We start from the raw sequence: 22,597 nt of genomic DNA, 5'->3' as shown, positions 1-22,597 counted from the left end.
AGCGGGCAAAAGCGGTCCTTCGAAAATTCTTTTGGTCTATCCGAAGAGCTAGCTTCTACTGCAGGAAGGGTGGCTCGATACGTCTAGTTCGAGCCACCTCATAGATCATGGAACGACGACTTTCTCTCCATCTTCCTTCACGAATTCAGTGCCGGAGGCAACATCCAACAATTCAAACACGGCTTCAGATGGCCGACATAGCCTGACGCCTTTGGGAGTGCAAACGATCGGGCGATTAACGAGAACCGGATGCGTCAACATTTTTTCCATAATCTCATCATCTGAAACAGATGGATCGGTCAACCCCAACTCCTCAGCTGGCGATTTTGAAGTTCTCAGAGCCTTTCTCGGTGAGAGATTTGCCGCGGCAAAAAGAGCAATTAGCTGTGGCTTTGTCCAACCATCGTTGAGATATTCGATGACGACTGGCTGGTTGCCGGTCATTTTGATGATCTCCAAGACGTTGCGGGACGTTCCGCAATCGGGATTGTGATGAATTACAACGGTCATTGTTTGTTTCTTTCTTCGATCAACGTCTCGCTATGGCGGTTTCCAGCATCAGCTTGGCAACGCAAAGTTTGTAGCAATGATCAAACTCTTCACATGATCGACACTCATCCCATTCTGGAATACTGGCTTTGACACGGCGATCTGAGCGTGTGAGGCCAGCATTTTCAACTTCGAATGAAAAGACCTTTCCTGCCATATTCTCGTTTGTTTCAAAATGCAGACTGTCGTGAAACATAGTTCCATAGCAGTGCTTATGTTGTGCCATAGTCGATCCCTTTCATTTTCCTTATGCCGGAAAGTGCTGGCGGGTCCTGTTTGCGAATGCAACGAGGGAAAGCATCACCGGCACTTCAACAAGAACACCTACGACAGTGGCCAAAGCGGCTCCTGAGTTAAGACCGAAAAGGCCGATAGCGACCGCAACGGCCAGTTCAAAGAAATTAGAGGTTCCAATGAGTGCGCAAGGGGCCGCGATTCTGAATGGCACTTTCATGACCCATGCTGCAACATAGGCAATGGCAAAAATGCCGTAGGATTGCAGTAATAGCGGGATCGCAATCAGCGCAATGAGGATGGGCCGGGATAGAATGACACCGCCTTGGAAGCCGAAGAGCAGAACCACGGTTGCCAAGAGTCCGATCACGGAGATTGGCTTCAGTTTGGAAGTGAACTGAGCGACTGCTTCATCGGTTTTGCTGCCTGATACAAGAGCCTTGCGCGTCAGGTAACCGGCAACCAGCGGCACAACCACATACAGAACGACACTTAGGATCAGTGTGTCCCAAGGCACAGGAATATCCGTGACGCCCAAAAGAAGAGCGACTATAGGCGCGTATGCGACCACCATGATTAAATCGTTCACACTGACCTGAACGAGGGTGTAGTTGGCATCACCGCGAGTAAGCTGAGACCACACAAAGACCATCGCGGTACAGGGAGCAGCTCCAAGCAGAATAAGACCCGCTATATAGGAATCTGCATCAGCCGCGGACATCATACCTGCGAACAGATACTTGAAAAATACAACGCCCAGAACGGCCATCGTAAAAGGCTTGATCAGCCAGTTGACTACGAGCGTGATCAACAGTCCCTTCGGCTCATCAGCCACATGGCTGATGCTGGAGAAATCGACCGACACCATCATCGGATAGACCATCGCCCAGATGAGCACAGCGACCACAAGATTGACATGGGCATATTCAAGTGCCGCAAGTGTTCCAAACAGGCTTGGGAAAAGTTCGCCAAGGATCAATCCTGCCGCAATCGACAGGGCGACCCATATGGACAACCATTTCTCAAAAAAGCCAATTCCCCCAGGTTCGGAAGTGTTGGCGCTGGTATTTGCATCTACGGACATTCGTCAGCTTTCTCTTTTGATTTTCCGATTTCATCAAGTTTTGTCTGAAGAGACATGCGGTCAATGCTAGCCAAAGGAAGGGCCGTGAAGATCGAAATTCTTGAAAATAGCATCCTGTAGGAATCTGAGAATGCCAGAGCAATTTCGGTATCCGTGCCTTCGATATGCGCAGGGTCGGGAACGCCCCAATGGGCTGTCATCGGCTGGCCCGGCCAAATTGGGCACACTTCTCCGGCTGCGTTGTCGCAAACCGTGAAAACAAAATCCAACTTAGGAGCTTCCGGCACTGCGAACTCATCCCAACTTTTGGAACGAGCAAAGCCGGTGTCGAAATTCATTCTCTTCAGCAATGCTAATGTCCGGGGATGAACCTCCCCTGTCGGTGTCGAACCTGCTGAGTAGGCTTGAAACCGGCCTTGCCCAACCCGATTCATGATGGCTTCGGCCATGATCGACCGGGCAGAGTTACCGGTACACAGAAACAGCACATTGTAAATCTGTTCGCTCATTGTCGTTTCCTCAAAAGAACTTCGTTTCGATTGTTCTAGCAAGAACAGGCAACTTCATTGATGACAGCATCGCAAAGCTCAGGCCTTCCTCCACAACAGTCCTGAAGAAGGTATGACAGCAGTCCACCTACGGCATTCATATCTGCGTAATAGTAAATCTGCCTTCCGTGCCTTTGATTGCGGACAAGACCTGAATGGAGGAGTTGCTTCAGGTTTACCGACATGGTGTTCGGCTTTACCCCCAAATGCTCACCTAGGTCACCTGATGACATGCCCTCAGGCCCCGCCTTAATAAGCAATCTAAAGACGTCCAGCCGGGTTGGTTGGCTCAGACTTGCGAAAATGTTTGCTGCATCATTTGTTTCCATATTTCATGAATAATTGAAAGGTTGTTTTTTGTCAATACGCTTTGGGGAATATGCATTGACTAGTATATTCGATTTGGTATATATACATGATTATGGATAAGATAACAAACATATTTGGCGCTCTGTCTGATCCGATCCGCCTGAGGATTTTGGCTCTGATTGCGCATGAAACCGAGCTTTGCGTCTGCGAGTTGGTCGAGGCGTTGGAGATGTCACAGCCCAAAATTTCCCGTCATTGTCGCGCACTCAATGAGGCCAATCTTGTTGATAGTCGCCGAGAAGCCCAGTGGGTTTTGTATTCAATTGCCAACGACATTCCGGATTGGGCCAAGCAATCGATTAGCGCAGCAATTGAGGGGGTTAAACAAGACCCTCAATATGCCGTTGATTGTGAGCGCCTCAAAACAGTTGAAAGGCCGCCAGTTCGCTGCGGCCTGAAGGAGAAGGAAGCATGTTAGAAGCTACATCTACGGCGGATGGTACTGGCAATTCGGTTTCAAAATCTGGCAAACAAGGACCAGTCTTGCTCATTCTGGGAACAGTCGTAGCGATTGGCCTTTGGTGGGTAGTCTACAATCAGCTCATTCCTCTCTCTGAAGCCATCACTTCACTCTTTCCCATCGAGCGTCATAGCCACACAGGCGAAGCCATTGCCTTCTTCTTCTATGATGTCCCCAAGGTCCTGATGCTTCTGACCCTCATCGTGTTTGCCATGGGGGTTGTGCGGTCCTGGTTTAGTGCGGAAAAAACCAGAGCGCTTCTCTCCGGCAAGCGAGAGGGGGTCGGCAATGTACTGTCTGCGGGACTGGGTATTCTGACACCATTCTGCTCCTGCTCCGCCGTGCCTCTGTTTATCGGTTTCGTCTCGGCCGGCGTGCCGCTCGGTGTCACATTCTCCTTTCTGATTGCGGCTCCGATGGTCAATGAGGTCGCTCTCATCCTTCTTGTCGGGCTCGTGGGTTGGAATGTTGCTCTGACCTACCTCTTCTTCGGATTGGGGATCGCCATCGTCGCGGGTTGGATCATCGGCAAACTCAAACTCGAAGGATGGCTGCAGGATTGGGTTCGTGAAATCCATTCAGGAGCCAATGCCCCAACTGACTTTGCAGCAGAAAACCTTACCCTTCATGACCGCTATAAATTGGGCTTTGAAGCGGTGAAGGAGATTCTTGCCAAGGTCTGGCTATGGATCATCCTCGGTATTGGTGTTGGCGCTCTCATCCACGGTTATGTTCCGCAGGATTTGATGATTGACATTATGGGCGCTGATGCCTGGTGGTCGGTCCCGGTTGCCGTTGTGATGGGCGTTCCCCTTTACACCAATGCGGCAGGCGTCATTCCCATTGTCGAGGCATTGCTGGGCAAGGGGGCTGCGCTCGGGACCGTCCTTGCTTTCATGATGAGCGTGATCGCACTTTCGATGCCCGAGATGCTGATCCTCAGGCAAGTTCTGACGCTTCGCCTAATCGCGGTTTTCATTGCAGTGGTGAGCTGCGGCATATTGGCCGTCGGGTTCCTCTTCAACGCGATATTCTAGATACACAAAATCAAGGAAAGACACTGATATGAAACAGGTAAAGGTCTATGGTCCCGGCTGCAAACGGTGCGAAACAACCGCTCAGATGATGCGTGATGCAGCAGAAAAGCTCGGCCTTGAAGCCACTATTGATAAAGTCACCGATCCGAAAGAAATTGCCATGGCTGGTGTAATGTCGACACCCGGCATTTCGGTCGATGGTAAGCTGGTTCATTCTGGTGGTCTGCCCGATGAGAGCAAACTCGAAGGTTGGCTAAAAGGCTGAATGCTGCGGATAGAGAAGGCCAGAGGTCATATCATATCGTGGTACTACCTCTTGCTTCAGCTTTTGATCCCAAATCATACATTGGTTTCCAATGTGCTGAATGACAGGTTGAGGCCGCCACTTTCAATCAGGGTGTTGAAATTGCAGCGGTTTGTTCGAATGTCCGAAATAAGGATATCGCTTCTAGGATCATAACGAAAACTGAATGACCGGATTGGGCCGCGGTTTCCGGGTGCCCCTTTCGCGCATGCAAAAGGTCCCTCCAATTTCAATGTCCAACTTGGGCTCCTTGCGGACTGCTGCGGTGCATCATCATGTGAAAACGCTCATCCAGGCTGGTGATTTGCAATCGCGGACCATAGGCGACATTCGCTAGGGATTACATCCTAAAAGCCTGCTTCTCCATTGCAGCCATTCGTTCATTTTGCAGCATTTTGGGCGGACAAAAATATCGTTGTTCGAAGGATCGCTTTCGGCTGAAGCTCAGAGTTTGTGATATCTACGCGGCTCACTGGTCTTAACCAAGATCAATGCCCTATGCCCTGCATCAGACGCGAGCAAGAAGGCTTAGCAGCCGCGTTTTGACCGAGCCTTAGTCGGTTTACAGGCTGACACCCTCGTTTCACCGCTGCACAAGGCAGAAGAATTACCTTGCCCAGAAAGATCATCTTTATAGATACAAAGGCAATCTTCAATTTCTGCCGCAGTCAGCTGTGCGAATGCGGGTAGCTGATGCTTTTCGATCAATCTGCCGGAAAACCCGAGCGCTGCGGCACCTTCACGCGTACCCGCGTGAAGGTATACTTGATCCGGTTCAAATCTGAGGAAAGCAGCAATGCGATAAGCGATATCATAGACTGCAAGTTCGCCGATACCTTTGATCGACCCAATGAGGGTATCAATCCGACCATGCAATGTTGCGAAGTCCTGAGCAGCTTTTAGGGTATCCTGATGGGCAAGTAATTGTTGTTCGGCCTCACGTAGGACCGAGACTGGAATACGATTCTGATGTGTGTGCTTCTTACCGTTGGAGCATCGGCAATTTGCAGCCACACTTATCACATTTGAGAGGGTTTGTTGCTTCGAATAGAAGTCCTTCTCGACTTGCGAGAGCGGGCGGTAAATACGTTTGTAATCATCAACGCAAGCTTCAATGTTCATATGGATGACTCCGATTGGATTTCCTAGAGAATTAACAGATGAGTGGGGAGATGGTGCAATATTACAACCTAAACGTTACAAGACGCTCGCTGCAATGTGTCAAATAGTTGAGTTGGGCTCGAACCAGACAGAGTCGGCACGCCTGAATTTGACAATCGCCCAGCAAGCAAGCGATTTTCAATCGCGGCCCTTTGCCGGCATTCATTAGCGAATTGATCCCGCGTTGCAACATCTCATTAGCGGATTCTCGCCAGTCTTCATGAACCTCGAGGTGATTTTCCCATTGCTGCCATTCATTCAAACCGCAACATTTTCCGTGGACTGAAAGCGGAAAATACCTGTCGGGTATTGAGGGCAACTCAGCATTCCGATGCCGCCAAAAGTGTCTTTGCAAACAGGGACGAGAGCCGCCATTTTCTGGTGATACAAGATTCAAGAAGTTGCTAACCAAATCAGACAAAAGAATTTTGGGTGAATAGGAGGTTATGCGGTGGGCTCGAACGAGCTGGGTCAAGATGGCGTCTCCACAGAGGCGCATTTAACACTCCGCTTGTTGATTTTTTACCAATTAGATAAAGTTGTATAATAGTCTGGATGGTATTAAAACGATTATTCGATTTCCACCAAAAGAGGCAGCACAATGCAGGATATCCAAGGTGACGATAAAACACTCGAAGTACTGCTTTCTGGGTCTGCATTTGGGATCGACTACTACCAGCGTGAATACCGGTGGAAGCGAAAGCAGCTTCAAGAACTAGTTGATGACCTTTACGGCCAGTTTGCGCAGACCTGGACCCCCGGCATACCACTGGAAAAGCAGTCGAAATACTTCCTCGGCTCCATTGTTATCAGCAAGGCGAGCGATGTGCGCAACATCGTTGATGGACAACAGCGCATAACGACGTTGACGCTGCTTTTGATCTATCTGAACCATCTGCAGCAGGACCACACGAAGAAGGTCAACAAGATCGAGCAGCTGGTCTTTGACGAGGACCCAGGTGGCCCCAAGTTCAAGCTTGATATCCCGGAACGTAACGACTGCATGTCAGCCCTTCTTAATGGCGAAAGCTACAACCCCGAGGGCAAATCCGACTCTGTTCGCAATCTGGTGGACCGTTACGACGATCTCGATGACATCTTCCCGAAGTCCATGTCGCCTGACGAACTCAACATGTTCATCTGGTGGATCATTCGAAACGTGAAGCTGATCGAGATCACCGCGAACGACGATGGCGACGCTTACACGATCTTCGAGACGATGAACGACAGGGGCCTTTCCCTAACCCCTACAGATATGCTCAAGGGCTATCTTCTGGCCAATATCGAAGACCCGGACAAGCGGCTTGAAGCGGACAAGCTGATCAAATCTTACCTGACCAAGTTCGCCGAGTTTGGCGACAACACCGAGGCAGACTTCTTCAAAGCCTGGCTGCGGTCGCAATATGCCAAGAGGATAAGGGAGCGAAAAAAGGAAGCCAAGAACGAAGACTTCGAGCTGATCGGCACGGAGTATCACCGCTGGATACGCAACAACGCCAAAGAGGTGGGGCTGAACGCAAGCGATGATTTCTACCAGTTCGTCATCAAGAACATGCGCATCTTCGCGGACCTATATTTGCGGCTCCTCAAGGCGTCGGCCACCCGCAAGAAGGGGCTGGAGAGTGTCAAGTACAACGCCGATGCGGGCTTCACGCTCCAGTACCATATCATCCTCTCGGCGGTGAATGCGGATGACGACAAAGACACCGCCAAAGCCAAGATGGGCGTTGTTGCCGACTTCATCGATAGTTGGCTGAACGTCCGCTTCTGGAACTACAAATCCAACAGCTATTCCCAGATGCAGTATGCAGCCTTCACCGTGATCCGCAGCATCCGGGGCAAGACATTAGCCGAGGTGCGGCAGGCGCTTCACAAACGGCTGGAGGAAGAGTTCGAAGAGATCGACTTCGAATACTCGGTGCGGCTCAATCAGTTCACCTCCAAAGCGATCCACCGGCAATTGGCCCGCTTCACCGACTGGCTGGAACGGCAAGCAGGGGAGCCAGGGAGGTACGAGGATTACATCGTCCGCTCCGGCAAGAACGCTTATGAGGTTGAACACATCCTCGCCGACAAGTTTGAGATGTTCACTGACGAGTTCGAGGACGCCGCAGCATTTGAGGAATGGCGCAACTATATTGGCGGGCTGCTGCTGTTGCCCAAGAAGGTGAACGCCAGCCTCGGAGATGATCCGTATAGGAAGAAGCTGCCGCATTACCTAAAAGCCAATGCGCTCTCCCAATCGCTGCATCCGGATTTCTACAAGAACAATCCCGGTGTGCTGAAGGCAATAAAGACGCATAAAATGGCGTTTGAATCCCATAAGAAATTCGGGTGGAAGGAAATCGAGCAACGCTCCAACCTGTACTGCGCCCTCGCGGCTCTGATCTGGTCACCTGACCGGCTGACAGAGTGAACCGCTTAACGTTGGTGTTCGCTGCACTACCCTTTTATGGTTTGTTTTGGGTTCCAATTTCTGAGCATGCTTTGTTGTGCTAATCCGTGTTTACGAACAGTTATCAAGGCTTATGAACAGCAGCCTCGGCCCCTAAGCAGACCTTGGGCACTGAAAGCGGATGTCGTGGTAGCGCTTCATCAGGCCCAGCAGCTGATCCTTGAAAGTGGTTCGCGAAGACAATGCGCCTTACCTATCTGTTGCGCCCGCAATCGGGTTTTAGTCGTCTCTGATGAAAAAGGGCATCCTGATCGGAGGCGGTTGTACCGACGGCGATGTTAACTGGCATCTTTAAAATCTGCAGCCAAAGCTGGTCCATGGCTCAGTCGCAGCCTACTCCAGCAGGTATACTGTGGACAATCGATCACCTTTCTGGCCGGACTCCAGAATTCAGTTATAGTTGCATTCTTGGAGGGCCGTCGCTTGACCGACTCAAAGCAAAGAATCGGGCCATATCGTATCCTCAGCCTAGACGGCGGTGGTGCAAAGGGGTTCTACACGCTTGGCGTCCTTGCCGAAATTGAAGGGCTTGTCGGCTGCAGACTTCACGAAAAATTCGACCTGGTATTTGGCACCAGCACCGGAGCCATCATTGCGTCAATGATCGCAGTTGGAATGTCAGTCGATGAAATCCATATGCACTACAAAACGTATGTACCAGAGATTATGCGGCTCAAGACGCCTGAACAGAAGTCGGCCAAGCTGGCGGCGTTAGCAAAGGAAATCTTCAATGATCAGAAGTTTGACGCCGTAAAGACGGCGGTAGGCATCGTGACCACGAAATGGGCCATCGAGCGCCCCATGATCTTCAAAGGTAGCATGGAACAGGCCCACGGCCGAAAAGGGACCTTCCTTCCGGGTTTCGGCGTGACCATAGGCGACGCCGTGCAAGCTTCTTGCTCTGCCTACCCCTTCTTCTCTCCCAAAACCATCACTACCGCAGACGGCGACGAGGTGGAGTTAGTCGATGGAGGGTATTGTGCCAATAACCCGACTCTGTACGCAATTGCTGATGCAACCGGCAGCCTGAACGTTCCCCGCCAATATCTCAGGGTGGTCAGCATCGGCGTTGGGATATATCCGAGCCCAAAGCCCTCTCTCTTCAGCAAGATGTGGTGGGCGAAGTACCTGCTCAGCGTGCAACTCCTGCAAAAGACACTGGAAATCAACACGCAGTCAATGGACCAGCTCCGTACCATCCTTTTCAAAGACGTGCCGACGGTGCGGGTCAACGACACCTTCGAGCAACCGGAGATGGCAACAGATCTGTTCGAACACGACCTGAAGAAGCTGAATATATTGCGCCAACGCGGGCGGGAATCCTACGCAAATAACGAAGCCACCCTGAAAAAATTTCTCCTGTAATGGATACTAAAATGGCTGTTAATGAGAACCAGTTGGAAACGTGGTCGGCTCAAGGGAGCATCCAGCAGTCAGCAGCCACTTACAAGACGATCAGCGGTGTACTCAACGACACAGGATCGCCGTATTGTCTGAAGAGCTTCGACACCTTTCTGCAGGGTTCGTATGGTAACGATACGAACGTTTGGGCCGACAGTGACGTGGATGTAGTCATTCGGCTCACGTCAGTATTTTATTCCGACACGGACGCTCTCTCTCAGGGTGACAAAGCCAACTACGACCAAAACCGCTCGACGGCGGAATACTCGCTAGGAACGTTCAAGGAAGAGGTGACGGATTGGCTGACCAAGAACCTTGGCCAAGGTGTCAAAGCCGGCAGCAAGGCGATCTACGTCCCCGGCAACAATAACCGCCGTGATGCAGATGTGCTAGCTTGCGCAGAGCACCGCATTTACCACAACTATCCGGCCAACGGAAATCCGTCGTACCTTGAAGGTATCATGTTTTGGTCCAAGGACGGCGAGCAGATCATCAATTACCCCAAGCAGCACTCCTCCAACTGCACAACCAAACACCAGAACACGAACGGCTATTTCAAGCCCACGGTGCGCATATTCAAGAACATCCGGAACCGAATGATCAACGAGGGACGGTTGCAGGATGGAATTGCCCCTTCATACTTCTTGGAGGGCATGCTCTACAACGTGCCCAACAACCTTTTTGGCACCAACTTCCAGCAGACGGTCATCAACTGCTTCAACCACATTTACGGGATACAGGACAAATCACAGCTTACCTGCGCCAACGGCATCCATTGGCTACTCCGCCAAGGGCATTCGGTGTGCTGGTCGCCGGATAATCACAACACTTTCATGGAGGCATTTAAGCAGTTCTGGAATGACTTCTGAAGGCCAGCTCCGGACAAAGAATTGAAATTGTTGTGTGACGCGTTCGTGTTGCCCAGTCCAGCTGCTGATTGTCTGCACGCGGCCCCACTCCAGCAATTCCAGCGAAGGTTCGGTCCCCGCCCGACCTTGCCGCTGCTGCCAGGTCTGGAACCGGGATACCTCGAATGGCCGCTTTGGCCTGAAGGACCGGAGATCTCGCATCCGCAGGAAATGTCGGCAATCCGCCCGAATGGTCTGCCCAAGCCCCGATGCGCTCAAAGACACTCTGAATGACGGCTTTCGCCTTCTGTGCCCTATCCAAACTCCTGCGCCTCAACGTCTTGTCGTCCGTGAATGATGCGCAAAACGGTGACAGTGTCTTCATCGGTGCGGAAATATATGCAACGTTTGCGATAGGGAAGAGCCTTCAAGCCTGGACGGATCCAGTCGCGAGGAACGCCGGGGAAGTCAGTGTCGGCAATCCATTGAATTTTGGCTGTTAGGTCGGCAACAAAGGTTGCTGCTGTGCCAACGTCTTCTTCTTGGGCGATGTAAACGAATATCCCCGTGAGGTCATCTTGCGCTTTGGGGGCAAGAACTAATCTTTTTGGGCTAATCGCACCATCCCCCGCTTGATAATGTCTTCTGTCAGGCTTTGGGTGTTTGCGTATTCGATACCTTTGCCTGCTGCAATTTCAGCGTCTGCTGCATCAACTAATGCACGGGCTTCTGCAAGGCGTGTCTCATAATCCTCAAGCATTCTCAAGCCTGCTCGCACAACCTCGCTGGCATTATTGAAACGTCCTTCTTCTATCTGTTGAGCAATGAAGGCGTCATAGCGATCACCGACGATAAAAGACCGTTTGGTACTTGGCATAGTTCAATCCCTTCGGTTAAAGACACTATAGCTCAAGGTAAGAACTATTCCTACCGATTTCTAGGGATATGCAATTACTCGGATTGCTGCCTTCCCGAAAGGGGGTGGCTTCTAATCCGTCAGCACCTTATAGACAGTTGAACGACCGATCTTCAGCCGATTGGCAATCTCGGTTGCGCCGACGCCTTGAGCATGGAGAGAGCGAACGGCCTTACGGTCCACGCTTGGCTTACGACCAAAACGAACGCCTTTGGCTTTTGCTTCCAGCCGCCCCTCATTGGTCCGCTCCAGGATCCTTTGCCGTTCAGCATCGGCCACCGCCGATAAGATGGTGACGACCATCTTTCCCATCGTTCCTTCGGTGCTGATGCCATCATCCAGAAACCGGATCGAAACACGCATCGCATCGAATTCTTTGATGAGCGTAATCATGTCTTCTGTATTGCGCCCGAGGCGATCCAGCTTCTTGATCAGAATGGCATCGCCTTCTTCCACCTTGAGGCGGAGTAGATCAAGTCCGGATCGATTGAGGTTGGAGCCGGTCGCTTTGTCGGAGAAGATCCTGTTCTCTCGAACGCCAGCCTCTTTGAGTGCCTTCATCTGTCCATCGAGGGACTGTTGGGAGGTCGAAACCCGAGCATAGCCGAACAGACGCATGAAACTGTCTCCTAAATCGATTTATAGACGCGCTGTCTATTAATGATGCGATTTCCGATTTAAGAGACATGTTATCGGCACCGATAGGCGCTGTCTACTATGTTATAAATTTATAGACGACGCTATAGACTGCTGCTTAGGTCCATACGCCACTACAGAAATGTGTTTGGATCAGCTGGCCGCCTTGATTGTTGGAATGGAGGAAACATCGATCGATAGTTTTGCCTTCTCCAAATCATAGCTGCGCTGCATGTTCAGCCAAAAGCTAGCTCCATTGCCGAGGAGCTTGCCAAAGCGAATAGCCATCTCAGCCGTGATGGGCTGTTTCTCATTGAGAATGTCATACAGCGTCTGGCGGGAGATCTGCAGAGCTTCAGCAATCGCTACCTTGCTCATCGGAATATCAGGCAAGATGATTTCTCTAAGTAGCTCGCCAGGGTGTGTTGCTGAAACGGATACGTGTTTATTGATCATTAGTGATAGTCCTTGATATCAACCAGAATGAAACCTTCGCCGTCGAACTGAAAGATGACCCGGAAGTTCCCTGTGAGCCGAACTGAGAAATAGTCACCCATATCTCCTTTCAGGCTATGAAAGCGAGAACCCGGAAAGTCCATCTCTTCCGGTTCATCAGCAGCGTCGAGAGCCGACATGATAATCCGGATCTTCGGTAGCCAATCTGAGTTTAGACCTTTTGTCTGTCCCTTGGTCCAATAGGCCTTCAGACCCTTATGTCGAATGCTCTTTATCATAACTCAAATGTAAGTCAATGGTTGACAGAAGTCAACTGGTTTGTAAGGCAAGTCCTGACGTTCTCTGGGGGCACGTCGCAAAGTCCGCTAAGACTGCGGCAGCTATTCACATAAAGGTAGCGAGTCAGACTGAGGAAATATACGGGCGCGTCGCAAAGTTTCAATCAGGCCCTGTTTGTGCTGTGATCAGCGTCATTTTCATGCTTCGTTAACTTTTTGAAGTCCAAAGAGGAGAGCAATGAGATCATTCTGTTCGCGAACGGTCCATGTCTCCGCGAAGTCGAAGCCCTTCTTAAGCCACAGCATGGCTTCGAAACCAGCGATGGTTCGTCTCGCAGCATGGAAGGATCGGAAACCACCAATCCTGGGCATATTCTTCTTTACCCTGAAATGATCACTCTCAATACGCTGCTGCAGATGCTTGGTAACATAATGGACTGGGTCCGGCCGCAGGTGGCCTTTGTCGACCGATTGTTTGATCGTTGACGGGAATGTGTTGGCACCGTCAGTGCCGATCTTGCCCGGCGACAGGAGCGGCTCATCCTTGAGCATTTTGTTGAAGAAACGCTTTGCTGCATCAAGATCTCTATTGGCGGTGAGCAGAAAATCCACGGGATTGCCGTGCTTATCTATGGCTCGGTACAGATATTTCCACTTCCCCCGCACCTTGATGTAAGTTTCATCCACCCGAATAGACCCGCAATGGGGTTTGCGAAACCGACGCAACCGTTTCTCGATCAAGGGAGCGTAGGTCAGAACCCATCGGTTGATTGTGCTATGGTCAACTTCAAAGCCGCGCTCAAGGAACATTTCTTCGAGATCCCGATAGCTCAACGGGTAACGCAGATACCAAGATACCGCCTGAATGATCAGCCACGCCTCAAATTGTCTGCCTTTGAAGTCATCTTTCGATTTTCGTTTCAGCTTTTCGGCAATGGCATTGAGAATCATACGACGCTCCTTCAATAAATCGGAGCACCTTCTCACCGCACAAATCTCAAATCCTGGTTAACGACAAAAGTTTGCGACAGGGCCTTAATCGGCCTCTACCCAAATTTCCTCGAGAATTTGGTCTCGACTGTCTCACGCGTGTGCATCCAAGTTGGCCGCTTTTGAAATCCGTCTCTCCGTTTGGAGGGGGGGGGGCTTGCCTGTACATGTGGTATAGTTGTTCAGGACGTTTCTCTTGCCAATATCTCAAATCCCACATCGAATGAATGGCCTTCAGTTTGTTCATTTTGTAATCTCGCCAACAGCATTTGGGCCGACTTTTCTCCCATGTTAATACAGTCGACCCGAACAGTTGATAACGCCGGATGGGTGTACATGGCAAAATTTTGGTTGCCGAATCCCATAATGGCAACATCGTCTGGTATTGACAGTCCGCGAGCCAAAACTTCAAACAGCGCACCGAGTGCTACAACGTCAGAGCTGCAGAAAACGGCAAACGGTGTTTTCTTTTGGTCTAGCAAGTCGGACATGATGGAACGCCCGAGAGCAACGCTGGGGGAGGGTTCTCTGATAACTGGTGTTATATCGGTTTGCCCTCGCGCAGACAGTTCCTTTAGATAAGCTTCGGCGCGTACATGGGCTCTCTGATCGCCAGCCGAGGCGAGGCTAAAACTTGTGTATCCCTTGTCGCAAAAATAGGTGGCAACTGATTTTCCGACCTCGGCATGCGAAAAGCCAACTACAAGATCTAGTGGCGTTGGCGTGATGTCCCAAGATTCGACAATCGGTATCCCTGCCGAATGTAGACGTCTGCGACACTCCAATGTGTGATGAATTCCGGTTAGGAAAATCGCATCGGGTCGCCTGCTTAAAACGGTTGTTACGATTTTCTCTTCAGCTTTAAGGTCATATCCGGATTCCCCAAGTAATACCTCATAGCCATTGTCCTTCAGAACGCGGGAAAAGCTCTGCATCGTCTCGGCATAGACAAGGTTTGCCATACTTGGTGTGATGGCTGCGATCAATCGACTGCGATTTGAGGCTAGGCTGCCTGCAATTAGATTGGGTACATAGCCGGTTTGAGAGATTGCCTGATTGACACGATCGAGTGTCTTCTGTGGCACTTTGTCTGGTGTGTTCAAGACACGGGATACCGTTGAAGGGGCTACGCCAGCAAGTTTTGCAACGCTTTCTAGTGTTGCTTTTGTGGTTGGTTGACCATTCATTGAGGTCTCGTTTCAATTCCCGGTTCTGTCACAATTTGTATGCCAGACCGCTTTGGGTCGTGACTGATCAACTGGAGAGGCGTAGTCACGTTCTTTCCATCTCCGTCAAGTTTTCTACACCGAGTGTAAGAGCTTGGCAACTCTGGCAATCCTGCCTTTGCCGCGCACTCCCTTTCCTTTCGTTCCGGTTCCTTTGATGTGCTTGCTGTGAGCTCCGAAATCACAGCAAAAATTGAGGTGATTAAAAAATCGAAGCGCTTCGATTTATATCATTTGCGCCTATAATATTGCATAATCAGGAGAGTTAATCACTACAAGAAATTTATATAACATAATAAAAACAATAAATTAAAAGAAAATAGATTTTTCTGATTTGAAAAAATGAGAATATTTTAAAAAAAGTTGCGCTTCGATTTTTTTGGTGGTAGGTGTTTTGGTGTTAGGGCAGTTGCCGCTACTTTTGTTGCTACGTCGAGCCGGGACTTCTTGTTAAATCGATTGGTTCGGAGACGTCTGTGCGATGAAGAGGAAGGCAATGCAAATGTGGTGGCAAATGACAGGGAGAGAAGTCGTATGACCAAGATCGGTTTTATCGGAACGGGAATTATGGGAGCTCCGATGGCGGAGCATTTGATTGCTGGAGGGCACGACATCACTGCATTTGACGCGAAGGCTGTTGCGCCGACACTCGTTGCCAAAGGTGTGAAAGTTGCTAAGTCCTCTAAGGAAGTGGCTGAGGCAAATGATGTCATCATCATCATGGTGCCTGATACACCGCATGTAGATGCGGTTCTGTTTGGTGGTAACAGTGTTTCGATGGGCTTGTCGGCGGGCAAAACCGTCATTGACATGAGTTCTATCTCGCCTGTTGCGACTAAGGAATTTGCAAAGAAAATTAATAGTCTGGGATGTGAGTATGTTGACGCTCCCGTGTCTGGCGGTGAGGTCGGTGCTATCAACGCAACTCTGACAATTATGTGCGGAGGCTCCGAAAAGGGGTTTGCAGTCGCCAAGCCTCTGTTTGAGCTGATGGGCAAGAACATTACGCTTGTTGGCGGAAATGGTGATGGCCAAACATGCAAGGTTGCCAATCAGATTGTTGTGGCGCTGAACATAGAAGCCGTCGCCGAGGCGCTTCTCTTTGCTTCAAAGGCTGGAGCTGATCCTGCCAAGGTTCGTGATGCTCTCATGGGAGGATTTGCTTCTTCTAAAATCCTGGAAATCCATGGAAAGCGCATGATTGATCGCACCTTTGAACCAGGGTTTCGTATAGAGCTGCATCAAAAAGACCTGAATCTTGCGCTTTCCAGTGCTCGGGCGATGCAAATGAGCCTTCCAAATACCGCGACAGCCCAGGAATTGTTTAATGCCTGTGCGGCCCATGGCGGCTCTTCCTGGGATCACTCTGCTTTGGTTAAAGCGCTTGAGCTTATGGCTAGCCACGAAGTTGCCTGATGATTGATCCTCAAACCCTTTTACGGCAGATGTTCGATGCTGCGGTAGCTTCTGCCCAGCCGAACATTTGTGTGCCGAAACACATGCCTTCAGAGACCCCTCGCGGACGCTTTATTGTCATCGGTGCGGGCAAGGCTTCGGCGGCAATGGCTCGCGCTGTCGAGGAAACCTGGAAAGGTCCGCTCGAAGGGCTTGTGATTACGAGATATGGATATTCTGTCCCATGCGAAAAGATCGAAATCGTTGAGGCGAGCCATCCGGTTCCTGACGAAGCTGGTCAAACGGCATCGCAGCGTATTCGTGAGCTGGTTTCCGGGTTAACAGCGGATGACTTCGTGCTTTGTCTGATCTCTGGTGGAGGGTCTTCACTAATGACCTTGCCAGCTGAAGGACTTTCTCTGGAAGACCTGCAGGCAGCCAATACCGCGCTTCTGAGGTCAGGAGCGACAATCACGGAAATGAACTGCTTGCGAAGGCATCTGTCGTCGATAAATGGCGGACGTCTTGCTGCTGCTTGCCATCCCGCCAAGCTTTTGACTTTGATGATATCGGATGTGCCGGGTGATGACCCAATCGATATTGCCTCAGGTCCAACCGTTGCGGATCCCACAACACTGGCTGACGCTCAGGGTATCGTTGATCGTTACCGACTGCAGCTGCCGGATGCAGTTCTTCATGCACTTAAGCTTGCCCAAAATGAAAGCATTAAACCTTCAGATCTGCGGCTTGCCTCTTCTGAAGCAAGGATTATCGCTGCACCTCAAATGGCATTGGAAGCCGCAGCCTCGGTAGCGCTCAAAGCAGGTGTCGTTCCTTACATTCTTGGAGATAGCATAGAGGGGGAAGCTCGAGACCTGGGAGTGGTGATGAGCGGGATCGTACGGCAGGTGAAGTTCAAGTCCCAACCCTTCGAACAACCTTGCATTCTTTTATCGGGGGGTGAGACCACCGTTACAATGCGAGGGCAAGGTCGAGGCGGGCGGAATGTTGAGTTTTTGCTCTCGCTTATGGTCGCGCTCAATGGTCTTCATGGGGTGTACGCCGTCGCAGCAGACACCGATGGTGTTGATGGCTGTGAGGAGGTTGCGGGGGCCTTTGGCTTGCCAGAAACCTTGGAAAAAGGCCGATCTCTTGGACTTTCAGCCAGGGCCGAATTGGAGAACAACAATGCTCACGGCTTCTTTGAAGCAATTGGAGATCAACTGGTCACTGGCCCCACATTGACCAACGTAAATGACTTCAGGGCTATTCTTATTACAGACACACGCGACTTGTGTGTGCAATGAACGGAGGAAATATTGACATGAACGCGCAGACCCTTCCAAACCAGCTACGCCAGAATCTTCTGGCTCGTAAACCTCTGATCGGTTGCTGGTGTGCTCTGGGCAGCCCAATCACGACCGAGGTTATGGGCGTGGCTGGCTTTGACTGGCTTCTATTGGATGCTGAACATGCTTTAAACGACGTGCTGTCGTTGGTGCCACAGCTTATGGCTCTCAAGGATAGTGAGTCAGCGCCTGTTGTTCGTCCATCCTGGAACGATACGGTCTTGATCAAAAGGCTTCTTGATGCAGGGTTTTATAACTTTTTGATTCCATTTGTGCAAAATGCAGATGAAGCACGGGCTGCCGTTGCAGCTACTCGCTATCCCCCTGCAGGGGTTCGTGGTGTATCTGTTGCCCATCGTTCCAACAAATATGGCACTGTGTCGGACTATCAGAAGATCATCAATGACAATATCGGTGTGATCGTTCAAATTGAAACTCCGGTTGCTGCTGATGCTGCCGAAGAGATCGCTGCCGTTGATGGTGTCGATGGCCTGTTCATCGGGCCGTCAGATCTGGCGGCTTCTTGTGGCTATCTTGGTAATCCGAGCGAACCTTCTGTTCAGGCAATCATTAAACGCGTTTTTGAAGCAGCAAAGGCGGCTGGCAAGTCTGCCGGAATCCTGGCTCCGGTTGAGAGCGACGCCCGAAAATATATGGAACTTGGCGCCAATTTCGTGGCTGTCGGTTCTGATCTTGGTTTGCTTAAAGGAGCAAGCCAGGCCCTTAAGGGAACCTATCTCTAATATGGTCTCCCAAGGCGACCGGAAAAGCAAGGCGTTCTATACGGCTCGCCTTTGTGAATTCCGACACAGGTTTGTTTCTGCTACCTCACTTCTACGCTTTGTGATGTGGCCTGAATAAAGCATTTGGGGCCTTTCACGTTTGCGTAATAGGAATTTTGAAGGTGTTGCGAATGCTGTTTCGCAGGCCCAGGGATTTTTGTGCCTAAATTCGCGGGCAGTTGCTCGAAATAGCATTTTGAAGCAACACTTTAGCAAGTATGGGAAATACTCATGACACATATTCTCGTTGCTGGAAAAATTCATCAAAGCGGCATTGACTTGCTCGATGCAACTTCCGGGATAACTTATGATTACGTAAAGGATGTCTCAGAAGAAAGCTATGCTCCACTGATCGATAAAGCTGATGCTCTGGTCATTAGAACTCAGCCTCTTTCTGCCGAAACGATTGCGCGCGGGGGGAACCTCAAGTTGGTGTCTCGACATGGTGTTGGGTATGATGCTGTAGATCTGCAAGCCTTGAACGACAGGGGCATTGTTCTGACCATCGTTGGAGATGTTAATTCAGTATCTGTGGCCGAGCATAGTTTGATGCTGATTATGTCTGCGGCAAAAAGAACCTCACGAGCCAGTAAGTCTATCAAGGAAGGCGATTGGAGTTGGCGTAATCAGCTGGAGGCTGTTGAGCTGCTTAATAAGCGGTTGTTTATCATTGGATTTGGTCGTATCGGGCAGCATCTGGCTCGGATGGCGAGCGCATTCGGCATGGAAATCCGCGCGTGTGATCCATTCCTGGAAAAGCAGGGGTGGCCAAAGAATACCGCTGCAGTACCCTGCGACATGCAATCCGGTCTTGCTTGGGCTGATATTGTATCGGTTAATGTACCCAGCTCGGGGCGCCCAATCCTCGGAGATTTGGAATTCTCGCAAATGAAGCGTGGTGTTGTTCTGGTAAACACGGCTCGCGGCGGGGTCGTGGATGAAAAGGCCTTGGTTAAAGCGATCCATGCGGGAATCGTGGCCGCTGCAGGCATTGATGTTTTTGAGATGGAACCCCCCAAGACAGATAACGAGCTTCTAGGTCTTGATCAGGTGATCCTGTCTCCTCATATTGCCGGGTTGACTGCGGAAGCTGGAGAGCGCACGGCGGTAAGTGCAGTGCAAAACGTTCTAGACTTCTTCGCTGGATATCTAAACCCTGCATTGATTGTAAATTCGAAACAAATCAATGAGTTAACTAAGTCTTAGGATGGGGTGACGGTATCCATTGTCCTGAGAAGTAATGCATCTGCGGGCCTGTTTTCCTGATTGATACCGTGGATGCATTTTCGAAATTGAGGGGCAAGCCTATTTGAAAAATTCTGGATTTCTGACACGGGCCTGCTCAGCAAAAACAGTAAATCTTTGAAGATGCTCGCGAACTGCGTTGCTGGCTTCATCTTTGGAGCCATTTTGTACCGCCCGGATCATGTCTTGGTGGTCCTTAAGAAACTTCGCTGCGCGGCCTGCTCCAGAGGCAGGAAGGTTTAATTTGCGAGCCCGGTCAATGTGTCCTGAATGTGAGATAACAAGATCCCAGAGTTCTTCATATCCCGCTTCAGCATGAAAGCTGCGATGAAAAATCCGATCGAGTGTGGAGAATTCCATAATGTCATTTCTTGAGAGAGCTGCTTCTTGTTGTCTCAGGATTTCTTCTGCTTCAGCCATAGGGGCAAAAGAATCTGCGAGAACCCGAGCGACTTCCATTTCCACTGACATTCGCATGAAATGCATCCGTCTAACGTCGTCCATGTCAATTTTTGAAACCATGGTCTTTGATTGTGGATGGATGTCTATTAACCCTTCTGCGGACAAACGCGCAATTGCTTCGCGCAATGGCATTGGACTTACGCCGTACTCTTCGGATAACTCTCGCCGAGAAATAACCGCGCCAGGAGCGAGCTGAAGATCAAGAATTCGAATTCTGAGCAACGAGTAGAGTTGATCAGAAGTGGTCTTTGCTCGAAGAAGATTCTGAGAATTTGATTTCGATGTGGCCAAGTTTTACTCGCAGATGCGATGGATCTCGCAAATATTGGTTTTCCTATTGTGTCCAACCAATTTGGTGTTCTGACACTGGTGAAGGTCTGCAATTTGCGATGCGCTGTCAACCGAAAAAGATATCTATGATATTAGTATTCTAATTGCAATGACTTAGTATCTGTGATATTAGTATATATGAAGAGAAGCGCTAATAGATTTCTGCTTTAATGCAGTGTTGGCTATTCAGTTTTTGCCCAATTGGATAGCTGGTAAAGTGAGTTGGAACTCAACGCCATGAGGTCTTTGAGAGGTCAAACTCGTATTGGGAGGGGCTAGTTGGGAAGAGATCGTGTGTGTTAGGAACAGAGAAAGCACCACTTTTCGAGGTGCGGTAATCTGTTAGAGTACGAGTGAATTGACCTGTTGCTATCGGTAAATATACGGATGGCAGTGTCATGTTCGAGGTGAACTGGTAGACATATCCGCCCTCCATGTTCACCAAATTTTCCCCATGCATGTCCTGGATTTGTGGGTAGCCTTACTGGTTGCCTGGGCAGTTTTGTTGAGAAAATTCTGCGCTTTCTACGCAGTGAGTTAAACTGGGAGGTTTAATATGAAGTCTTTATTTGCCGGACTGTTTCTGGCTTCTGTCGCGTTGACATCCAATATGGCATTCGCAGCAGACGGTTTTCCAAAAAAGGATATCACGATCGTTGTTCAGTACGCGACAGGTGGCGGGACGGATAGCTTTATTCGAGCCCTAGAAAAGCCACTGGAGGATGCGTTTGGAGTGGGTGTTGCTGTGCGAAATATCGCTGGTGGTGGCGGTGTTGTTGGTATGATGCAAGTGTTGGCTGCAAAACCAGATGGCTATACCGTGGCCATTGCAAATAATGCTTTTTACACCCTTATTGGGATGGGAAATGTCACTTTTTCACTCGATGATTTTGACTATATTGCAGCAGTCGGAATGGAACCATATGTGCTTGCAGCAAAAGCATCGGATGAATGGAAGGATTATGACGGCTTCCTGAATTATGCCAAGGATAAGACCATCCGACTTGGATTTGCGGGCGTCGGTTCTTCCACCCACATTATGGCGATGGCAATGGCAGAAGAGCTCGGCCTGAATGTACAGTTTGTTCCATATGGTGGAGCATCTGAAGCAGCTGCCGCCGCATTGGGTGGGCATATTGAAGGTGTGGTTCTTTCTCCTGCGGATCTGGTTGCTGCGATGGACGGTGATGACGGTCTAGTGCCTATCGTCTCTTCGGGCAAATCGTCTCTCATTGAGAATGTTAAGACAACTAAGGATCTCGGGCTGAATCTTTCCGTTCAGCAATGGCGAGGATTTGCCGCGCCCGCAGGCGTCGATCCGGAAGTCAAAAAGGCTTGGCAGGCTGCGATTGAAAAGGCCATAAAAGATCCTCAATTCATTGAGGCTTCAAAGAACCTTGGTGTCGAGGTTTCGCCTGTCTTTGGCGAGGATCTGAAGGCCTTCATGGATGAGGGTGAACGCGTGATGATACCTTTGGCTAAAAAGGTGGCGGCCCAGTAATCCAATTGAATTCGCTTTGAATAAGTCAACCATGCGCTTCCGCAAGGAAACCGATTCTTGCGGAAGCAGAAGCATAGTGGAATGGACATGAAACTTCTTTCTGGGCGTGTACTCTTCGATATCGCGCTTCTGCTTGCTGCTGCCATTGGTGTCCGGCAAGCCCAAATGCTACCCAATGCCGGTGGTATTAGCCAGATTGGCCCTGGGGATTTTCCTACGATGGTCTGTGGCCTTGGAATTATTGCAATTCTTGGGGTGCTAATAGGGGACTTGCGGAAATCTGATGCAGATGATCGCATTCAGCCCCTTGGTGGGCAGCAAATCACCTCGGCGATAGCAATCTGCGCGCTTCTGGCTTCGTACATCGTGCTGATGAACATTTTGGGCTTCATCATCTCTACCACGTTATTCCTTTTCTTTGCGACGGTCACTTGTGCGTGGGCAATGGGGATCGAAGCGATTAGAAAAAAATTGGCCCGCTTTTTGGCTATCGTGGCTGCTTTCTCTGCTATGTCGGCAATGCTTGTCTATTTCACCTTCTCCTACGGCTTCGGCTTAATCTTCCCATGAGGAGTTCTCCA

At 50.1% G+C, this 22,597-nt stretch carries 26 protein-coding genes; 12 read left to right on the top strand and 14 right to left on the bottom strand.

Translation table 11 applies throughout. The features are described 5' to 3' along the window. Positions 1-105 precede the first annotated feature (105 nt). Genes arsC through CPH65_RS02405 form a run of 5 tightly spaced genes read right to left on the bottom strand, consistent with a single transcriptional unit; the run spans position 106 to position 2,744 of the window. Positions 106-510: an arsenate reductase (glutaredoxin) gene (arsC, locus tag CPH65_RS02425; protein ID WP_096171974.1), complete on the bottom strand. Its 405-nt coding sequence runs from the start codon at positions 508-510 to the stop codon at positions 106-108. Positions 511-529: 19 nt separating this feature from the next. Further along, on the bottom strand, positions 530-775 hold the full coding sequence (locus CPH65_RS02420; protein WP_157747468.1) for a hypothetical protein: 246 nt from the start codon (positions 773-775) through the stop codon (positions 530-532). 21 nt (positions 776-796) lie between these two features. Next, entirely contained in the window at positions 797-1,867 is a 1,071-nt protein-coding gene (arsB, locus tag CPH65_RS02415) for an ACR3 family arsenite efflux transporter (protein WP_096171972.1), read from the bottom strand. Continuing rightward, positions 1,858-2,376, bottom strand: a complete 519-nt coding sequence (locus CPH65_RS02410) for an arsenate reductase ArsC (protein WP_096171971.1) — start codon at positions 2,374-2,376, stop codon at positions 1,858-1,860. The genes arsB and CPH65_RS02410 overlap by 10 nt, the downstream gene beginning before the upstream one ends. A 35-nt stretch (positions 2,377-2,411) precedes the next feature. Continuing rightward, complete coding sequence (locus CPH65_RS02405) at positions 2,412-2,744, bottom strand: helix-turn-helix transcriptional regulator (protein ID WP_096171970.1); 333 nt, start codon at positions 2,742-2,744, stop codon at positions 2,412-2,414. An 86-nt stretch (positions 2,745-2,830) separates the two neighbouring features. On the opposite strand from CPH65_RS02405, the gene CPH65_RS02400 reads away from it, so the two are divergent. Genes CPH65_RS02400 through CPH65_RS02390 form a run of 3 tightly spaced genes read left to right on the top strand, consistent with a single transcriptional unit; the run spans position 2,831 to position 4,546 of the window. Continuing rightward, positions 2,831-3,202: a metalloregulator ArsR/SmtB family transcription factor gene (locus CPH65_RS02400; RefSeq protein WP_197703946.1), complete on the top strand. Its 372-nt coding sequence runs from the start codon at positions 2,831-2,833 to the stop codon at positions 3,200-3,202. Further along, positions 3,196-4,281 carry a permease gene (locus tag CPH65_RS02395; RefSeq protein ID WP_096171969.1) on the top strand — a complete coding sequence of 362 codons (1,086 nt, stop codon included), beginning with the start codon at positions 3,196-3,198 and terminating at the stop codon, positions 4,279-4,281. The genes CPH65_RS02400 and CPH65_RS02395 overlap by 7 nt, the downstream gene beginning before the upstream one ends. Before the next feature lie 28 nt (positions 4,282-4,309). After that, complete coding sequence (locus tag CPH65_RS02390; RefSeq protein ID WP_096171968.1) at positions 4,310-4,546, top strand: thioredoxin family protein; 237 nt, start codon at positions 4,310-4,312, stop codon at positions 4,544-4,546. 567 nt (positions 4,547-5,113) lie between these two features. Here the strand turns inward: CPH65_RS02390 and CPH65_RS02380 are convergent. Further along, positions 5,114-5,707: a hypothetical protein gene (locus tag CPH65_RS02380; protein ID WP_096171966.1), complete on the bottom strand. Its 594-nt coding sequence runs from the start codon at positions 5,705-5,707 to the stop codon at positions 5,114-5,116. A 640-nt stretch (positions 5,708-6,347) separates the two neighbouring features. Here CPH65_RS02380 and CPH65_RS02375 point away from each other — a divergent pair. The 3 genes from CPH65_RS02375 (at position 6,348) to CPH65_RS02365 (ending at position 10,471) form a co-directional block, all read left to right on the top strand. Beyond that, positions 6,348-8,162, top strand: a complete 1,815-nt coding sequence (locus CPH65_RS02375) for a DUF262 domain-containing protein (RefSeq protein WP_096171965.1) — start codon at positions 6,348-6,350, stop codon at positions 8,160-8,162. Between the two features lie 462 nt (positions 8,163-8,624). After that, positions 8,625-9,566 (top strand): patatin-like phospholipase family protein, encoded by a 942-nt coding sequence (locus CPH65_RS02370; protein ID WP_096171964.1) that lies wholly within the window; start codon positions 8,625-8,627, stop codon positions 9,564-9,566. Between the two features lie 11 nt (positions 9,567-9,577). Beyond that, positions 9,578-10,471, top strand: a complete 894-nt coding sequence (locus CPH65_RS02365; protein WP_157747467.1) for a nucleotidyltransferase — start codon at positions 9,578-9,580, stop codon at positions 10,469-10,471. A gap of 293 nt (positions 10,472-10,764) precedes the next feature. Here CPH65_RS02365 and CPH65_RS02360 read toward each other — a convergent pair whose 3' ends face one another. The 7 genes from CPH65_RS02360 to CPH65_RS02325 form a co-directional block, all read right to left on the bottom strand. Continuing rightward, a complete protein-coding gene (locus CPH65_RS02360) occupies positions 10,765-11,067 on the bottom strand; it encodes a type II toxin-antitoxin system RelE/ParE family toxin (protein ID WP_096171962.1) in 303 nt (100 codons plus the stop codon). After that, entirely contained in the window at positions 11,049-11,327 is a 279-nt protein-coding gene (locus tag CPH65_RS02355; protein WP_096171961.1) for a type II toxin-antitoxin system ParD family antitoxin, read from the bottom strand. The genes CPH65_RS02360 and CPH65_RS02355 overlap by 19 nt, the downstream gene beginning before the upstream one ends. 111 nt (positions 11,328-11,438) lie before the next feature. Next, entirely contained in the window at positions 11,439-11,984 is a 546-nt protein-coding gene (locus CPH65_RS02350) for a recombinase family protein (RefSeq protein ID WP_096171960.1), read from the bottom strand. Between the two features lie 171 nt (positions 11,985-12,155). Beyond that, positions 12,156-12,458, bottom strand: a complete 303-nt coding sequence (locus tag CPH65_RS02345; protein WP_096171959.1) for a HigA family addiction module antitoxin — start codon at positions 12,456-12,458, stop codon at positions 12,156-12,158. After that, on the bottom strand, positions 12,458-12,736 hold the full coding sequence (locus CPH65_RS02340; RefSeq protein WP_096171958.1) for a type II toxin-antitoxin system RelE/ParE family toxin: 279 nt from the start codon (positions 12,734-12,736) through the stop codon (positions 12,458-12,460). Before CPH65_RS02340 ends, CPH65_RS02345 begins: the two co-directional genes overlap by 1 nt. A gap of 198 nt (positions 12,737-12,934) precedes the next feature. Next, positions 12,935-13,687: an IS6 family transposase gene (locus CPH65_RS02330; RefSeq protein ID WP_090075640.1), complete on the bottom strand. Its 753-nt coding sequence runs from the start codon at positions 13,685-13,687 to the stop codon at positions 12,935-12,937. A 221-nt stretch (positions 13,688-13,908) separates the two neighbouring features. Beyond that, positions 13,909-14,913 carry a LacI family DNA-binding transcriptional regulator gene (locus CPH65_RS02325; protein WP_096171956.1) on the bottom strand — a complete coding sequence of 335 codons (1,005 nt, stop codon included), beginning with the start codon at positions 14,911-14,913 and terminating at the stop codon, positions 13,909-13,911. Between the two features lie 573 nt (positions 14,914-15,486). Between CPH65_RS02325 and CPH65_RS02320 the strand changes: the two genes are divergently transcribed. The 4 genes from CPH65_RS02320 (at position 15,487) to CPH65_RS02305 (ending at position 19,684) form a co-directional block, all read left to right on the top strand. Next, positions 15,487-16,368: a 2-hydroxy-3-oxopropionate reductase gene (locus CPH65_RS02320; RefSeq protein ID WP_096171955.1), complete on the top strand. Its 882-nt coding sequence runs from the start codon at positions 15,487-15,489 to the stop codon at positions 16,366-16,368. Beyond that, positions 16,368-17,654, top strand: a complete 1,287-nt coding sequence (locus CPH65_RS02315) for a glycerate kinase (protein WP_096171954.1) — start codon at positions 16,368-16,370, stop codon at positions 17,652-17,654. The genes CPH65_RS02320 and CPH65_RS02315 overlap by 1 nt, the downstream gene beginning before the upstream one ends. A gap of 17 nt (positions 17,655-17,671) precedes the next feature. Beyond that, positions 17,672-18,439 carry a 2-dehydro-3-deoxyglucarate aldolase gene (garL, locus tag CPH65_RS02310; RefSeq protein ID WP_096171953.1) on the top strand — a complete coding sequence of 256 codons (768 nt, stop codon included), beginning with the start codon at positions 17,672-17,674 and terminating at the stop codon, positions 18,437-18,439. Positions 18,440-18,709: 270 nt separating this feature from the next. Continuing rightward, entirely contained in the window at positions 18,710-19,684 is a 975-nt protein-coding gene (locus tag CPH65_RS02305; RefSeq protein WP_096171952.1) for a hydroxyacid dehydrogenase, read from the top strand. Between the two features lie 99 nt (positions 19,685-19,783). On the opposite strand, the gene CPH65_RS02300 is transcribed toward CPH65_RS02305, so the two are convergent. Beyond that, a complete protein-coding gene (locus tag CPH65_RS02300) occupies positions 19,784-20,476 on the bottom strand; it encodes a GntR family transcriptional regulator (protein WP_096171951.1) in 693 nt (230 codons plus the stop codon). A gap of 595 nt (positions 20,477-21,071) precedes the next feature. Here CPH65_RS02300 and CPH65_RS02295 point away from each other — a divergent pair. Both CPH65_RS02295 and CPH65_RS02290 read left to right on the top strand, forming a co-directional pair. Then, the gene (locus tag CPH65_RS02295; RefSeq protein ID WP_096171950.1) at positions 21,072-22,016 is read left to right on the top strand and encodes a tripartite tricarboxylate transporter substrate binding protein; all 945 of its coding nucleotides are present in this window, start codon (positions 21,072-21,074) and stop codon (positions 22,014-22,016) included. A gap of 87 nt (positions 22,017-22,103) precedes the next feature. Further along, positions 22,104-22,586: a tripartite tricarboxylate transporter TctB family protein gene (locus CPH65_RS02290; RefSeq protein WP_172891440.1), complete on the top strand. Its 483-nt coding sequence runs from the start codon at positions 22,104-22,106 to the stop codon at positions 22,584-22,586. Positions 22,587-22,597: the final 11 nt, after the last annotated feature.

It is taken from the genome of Cohaesibacter sp. ES.047, assembly GCF_900215505.1.
Classification (GTDB): Bacteria; Pseudomonadota; Alphaproteobacteria; order Rhizobiales; family Cohaesibacteraceae; genus Cohaesibacter.
Note: the sequence above shows the minus strand (reverse complement) of the source record. Positions and strands in the feature narration are given on the sequence as shown.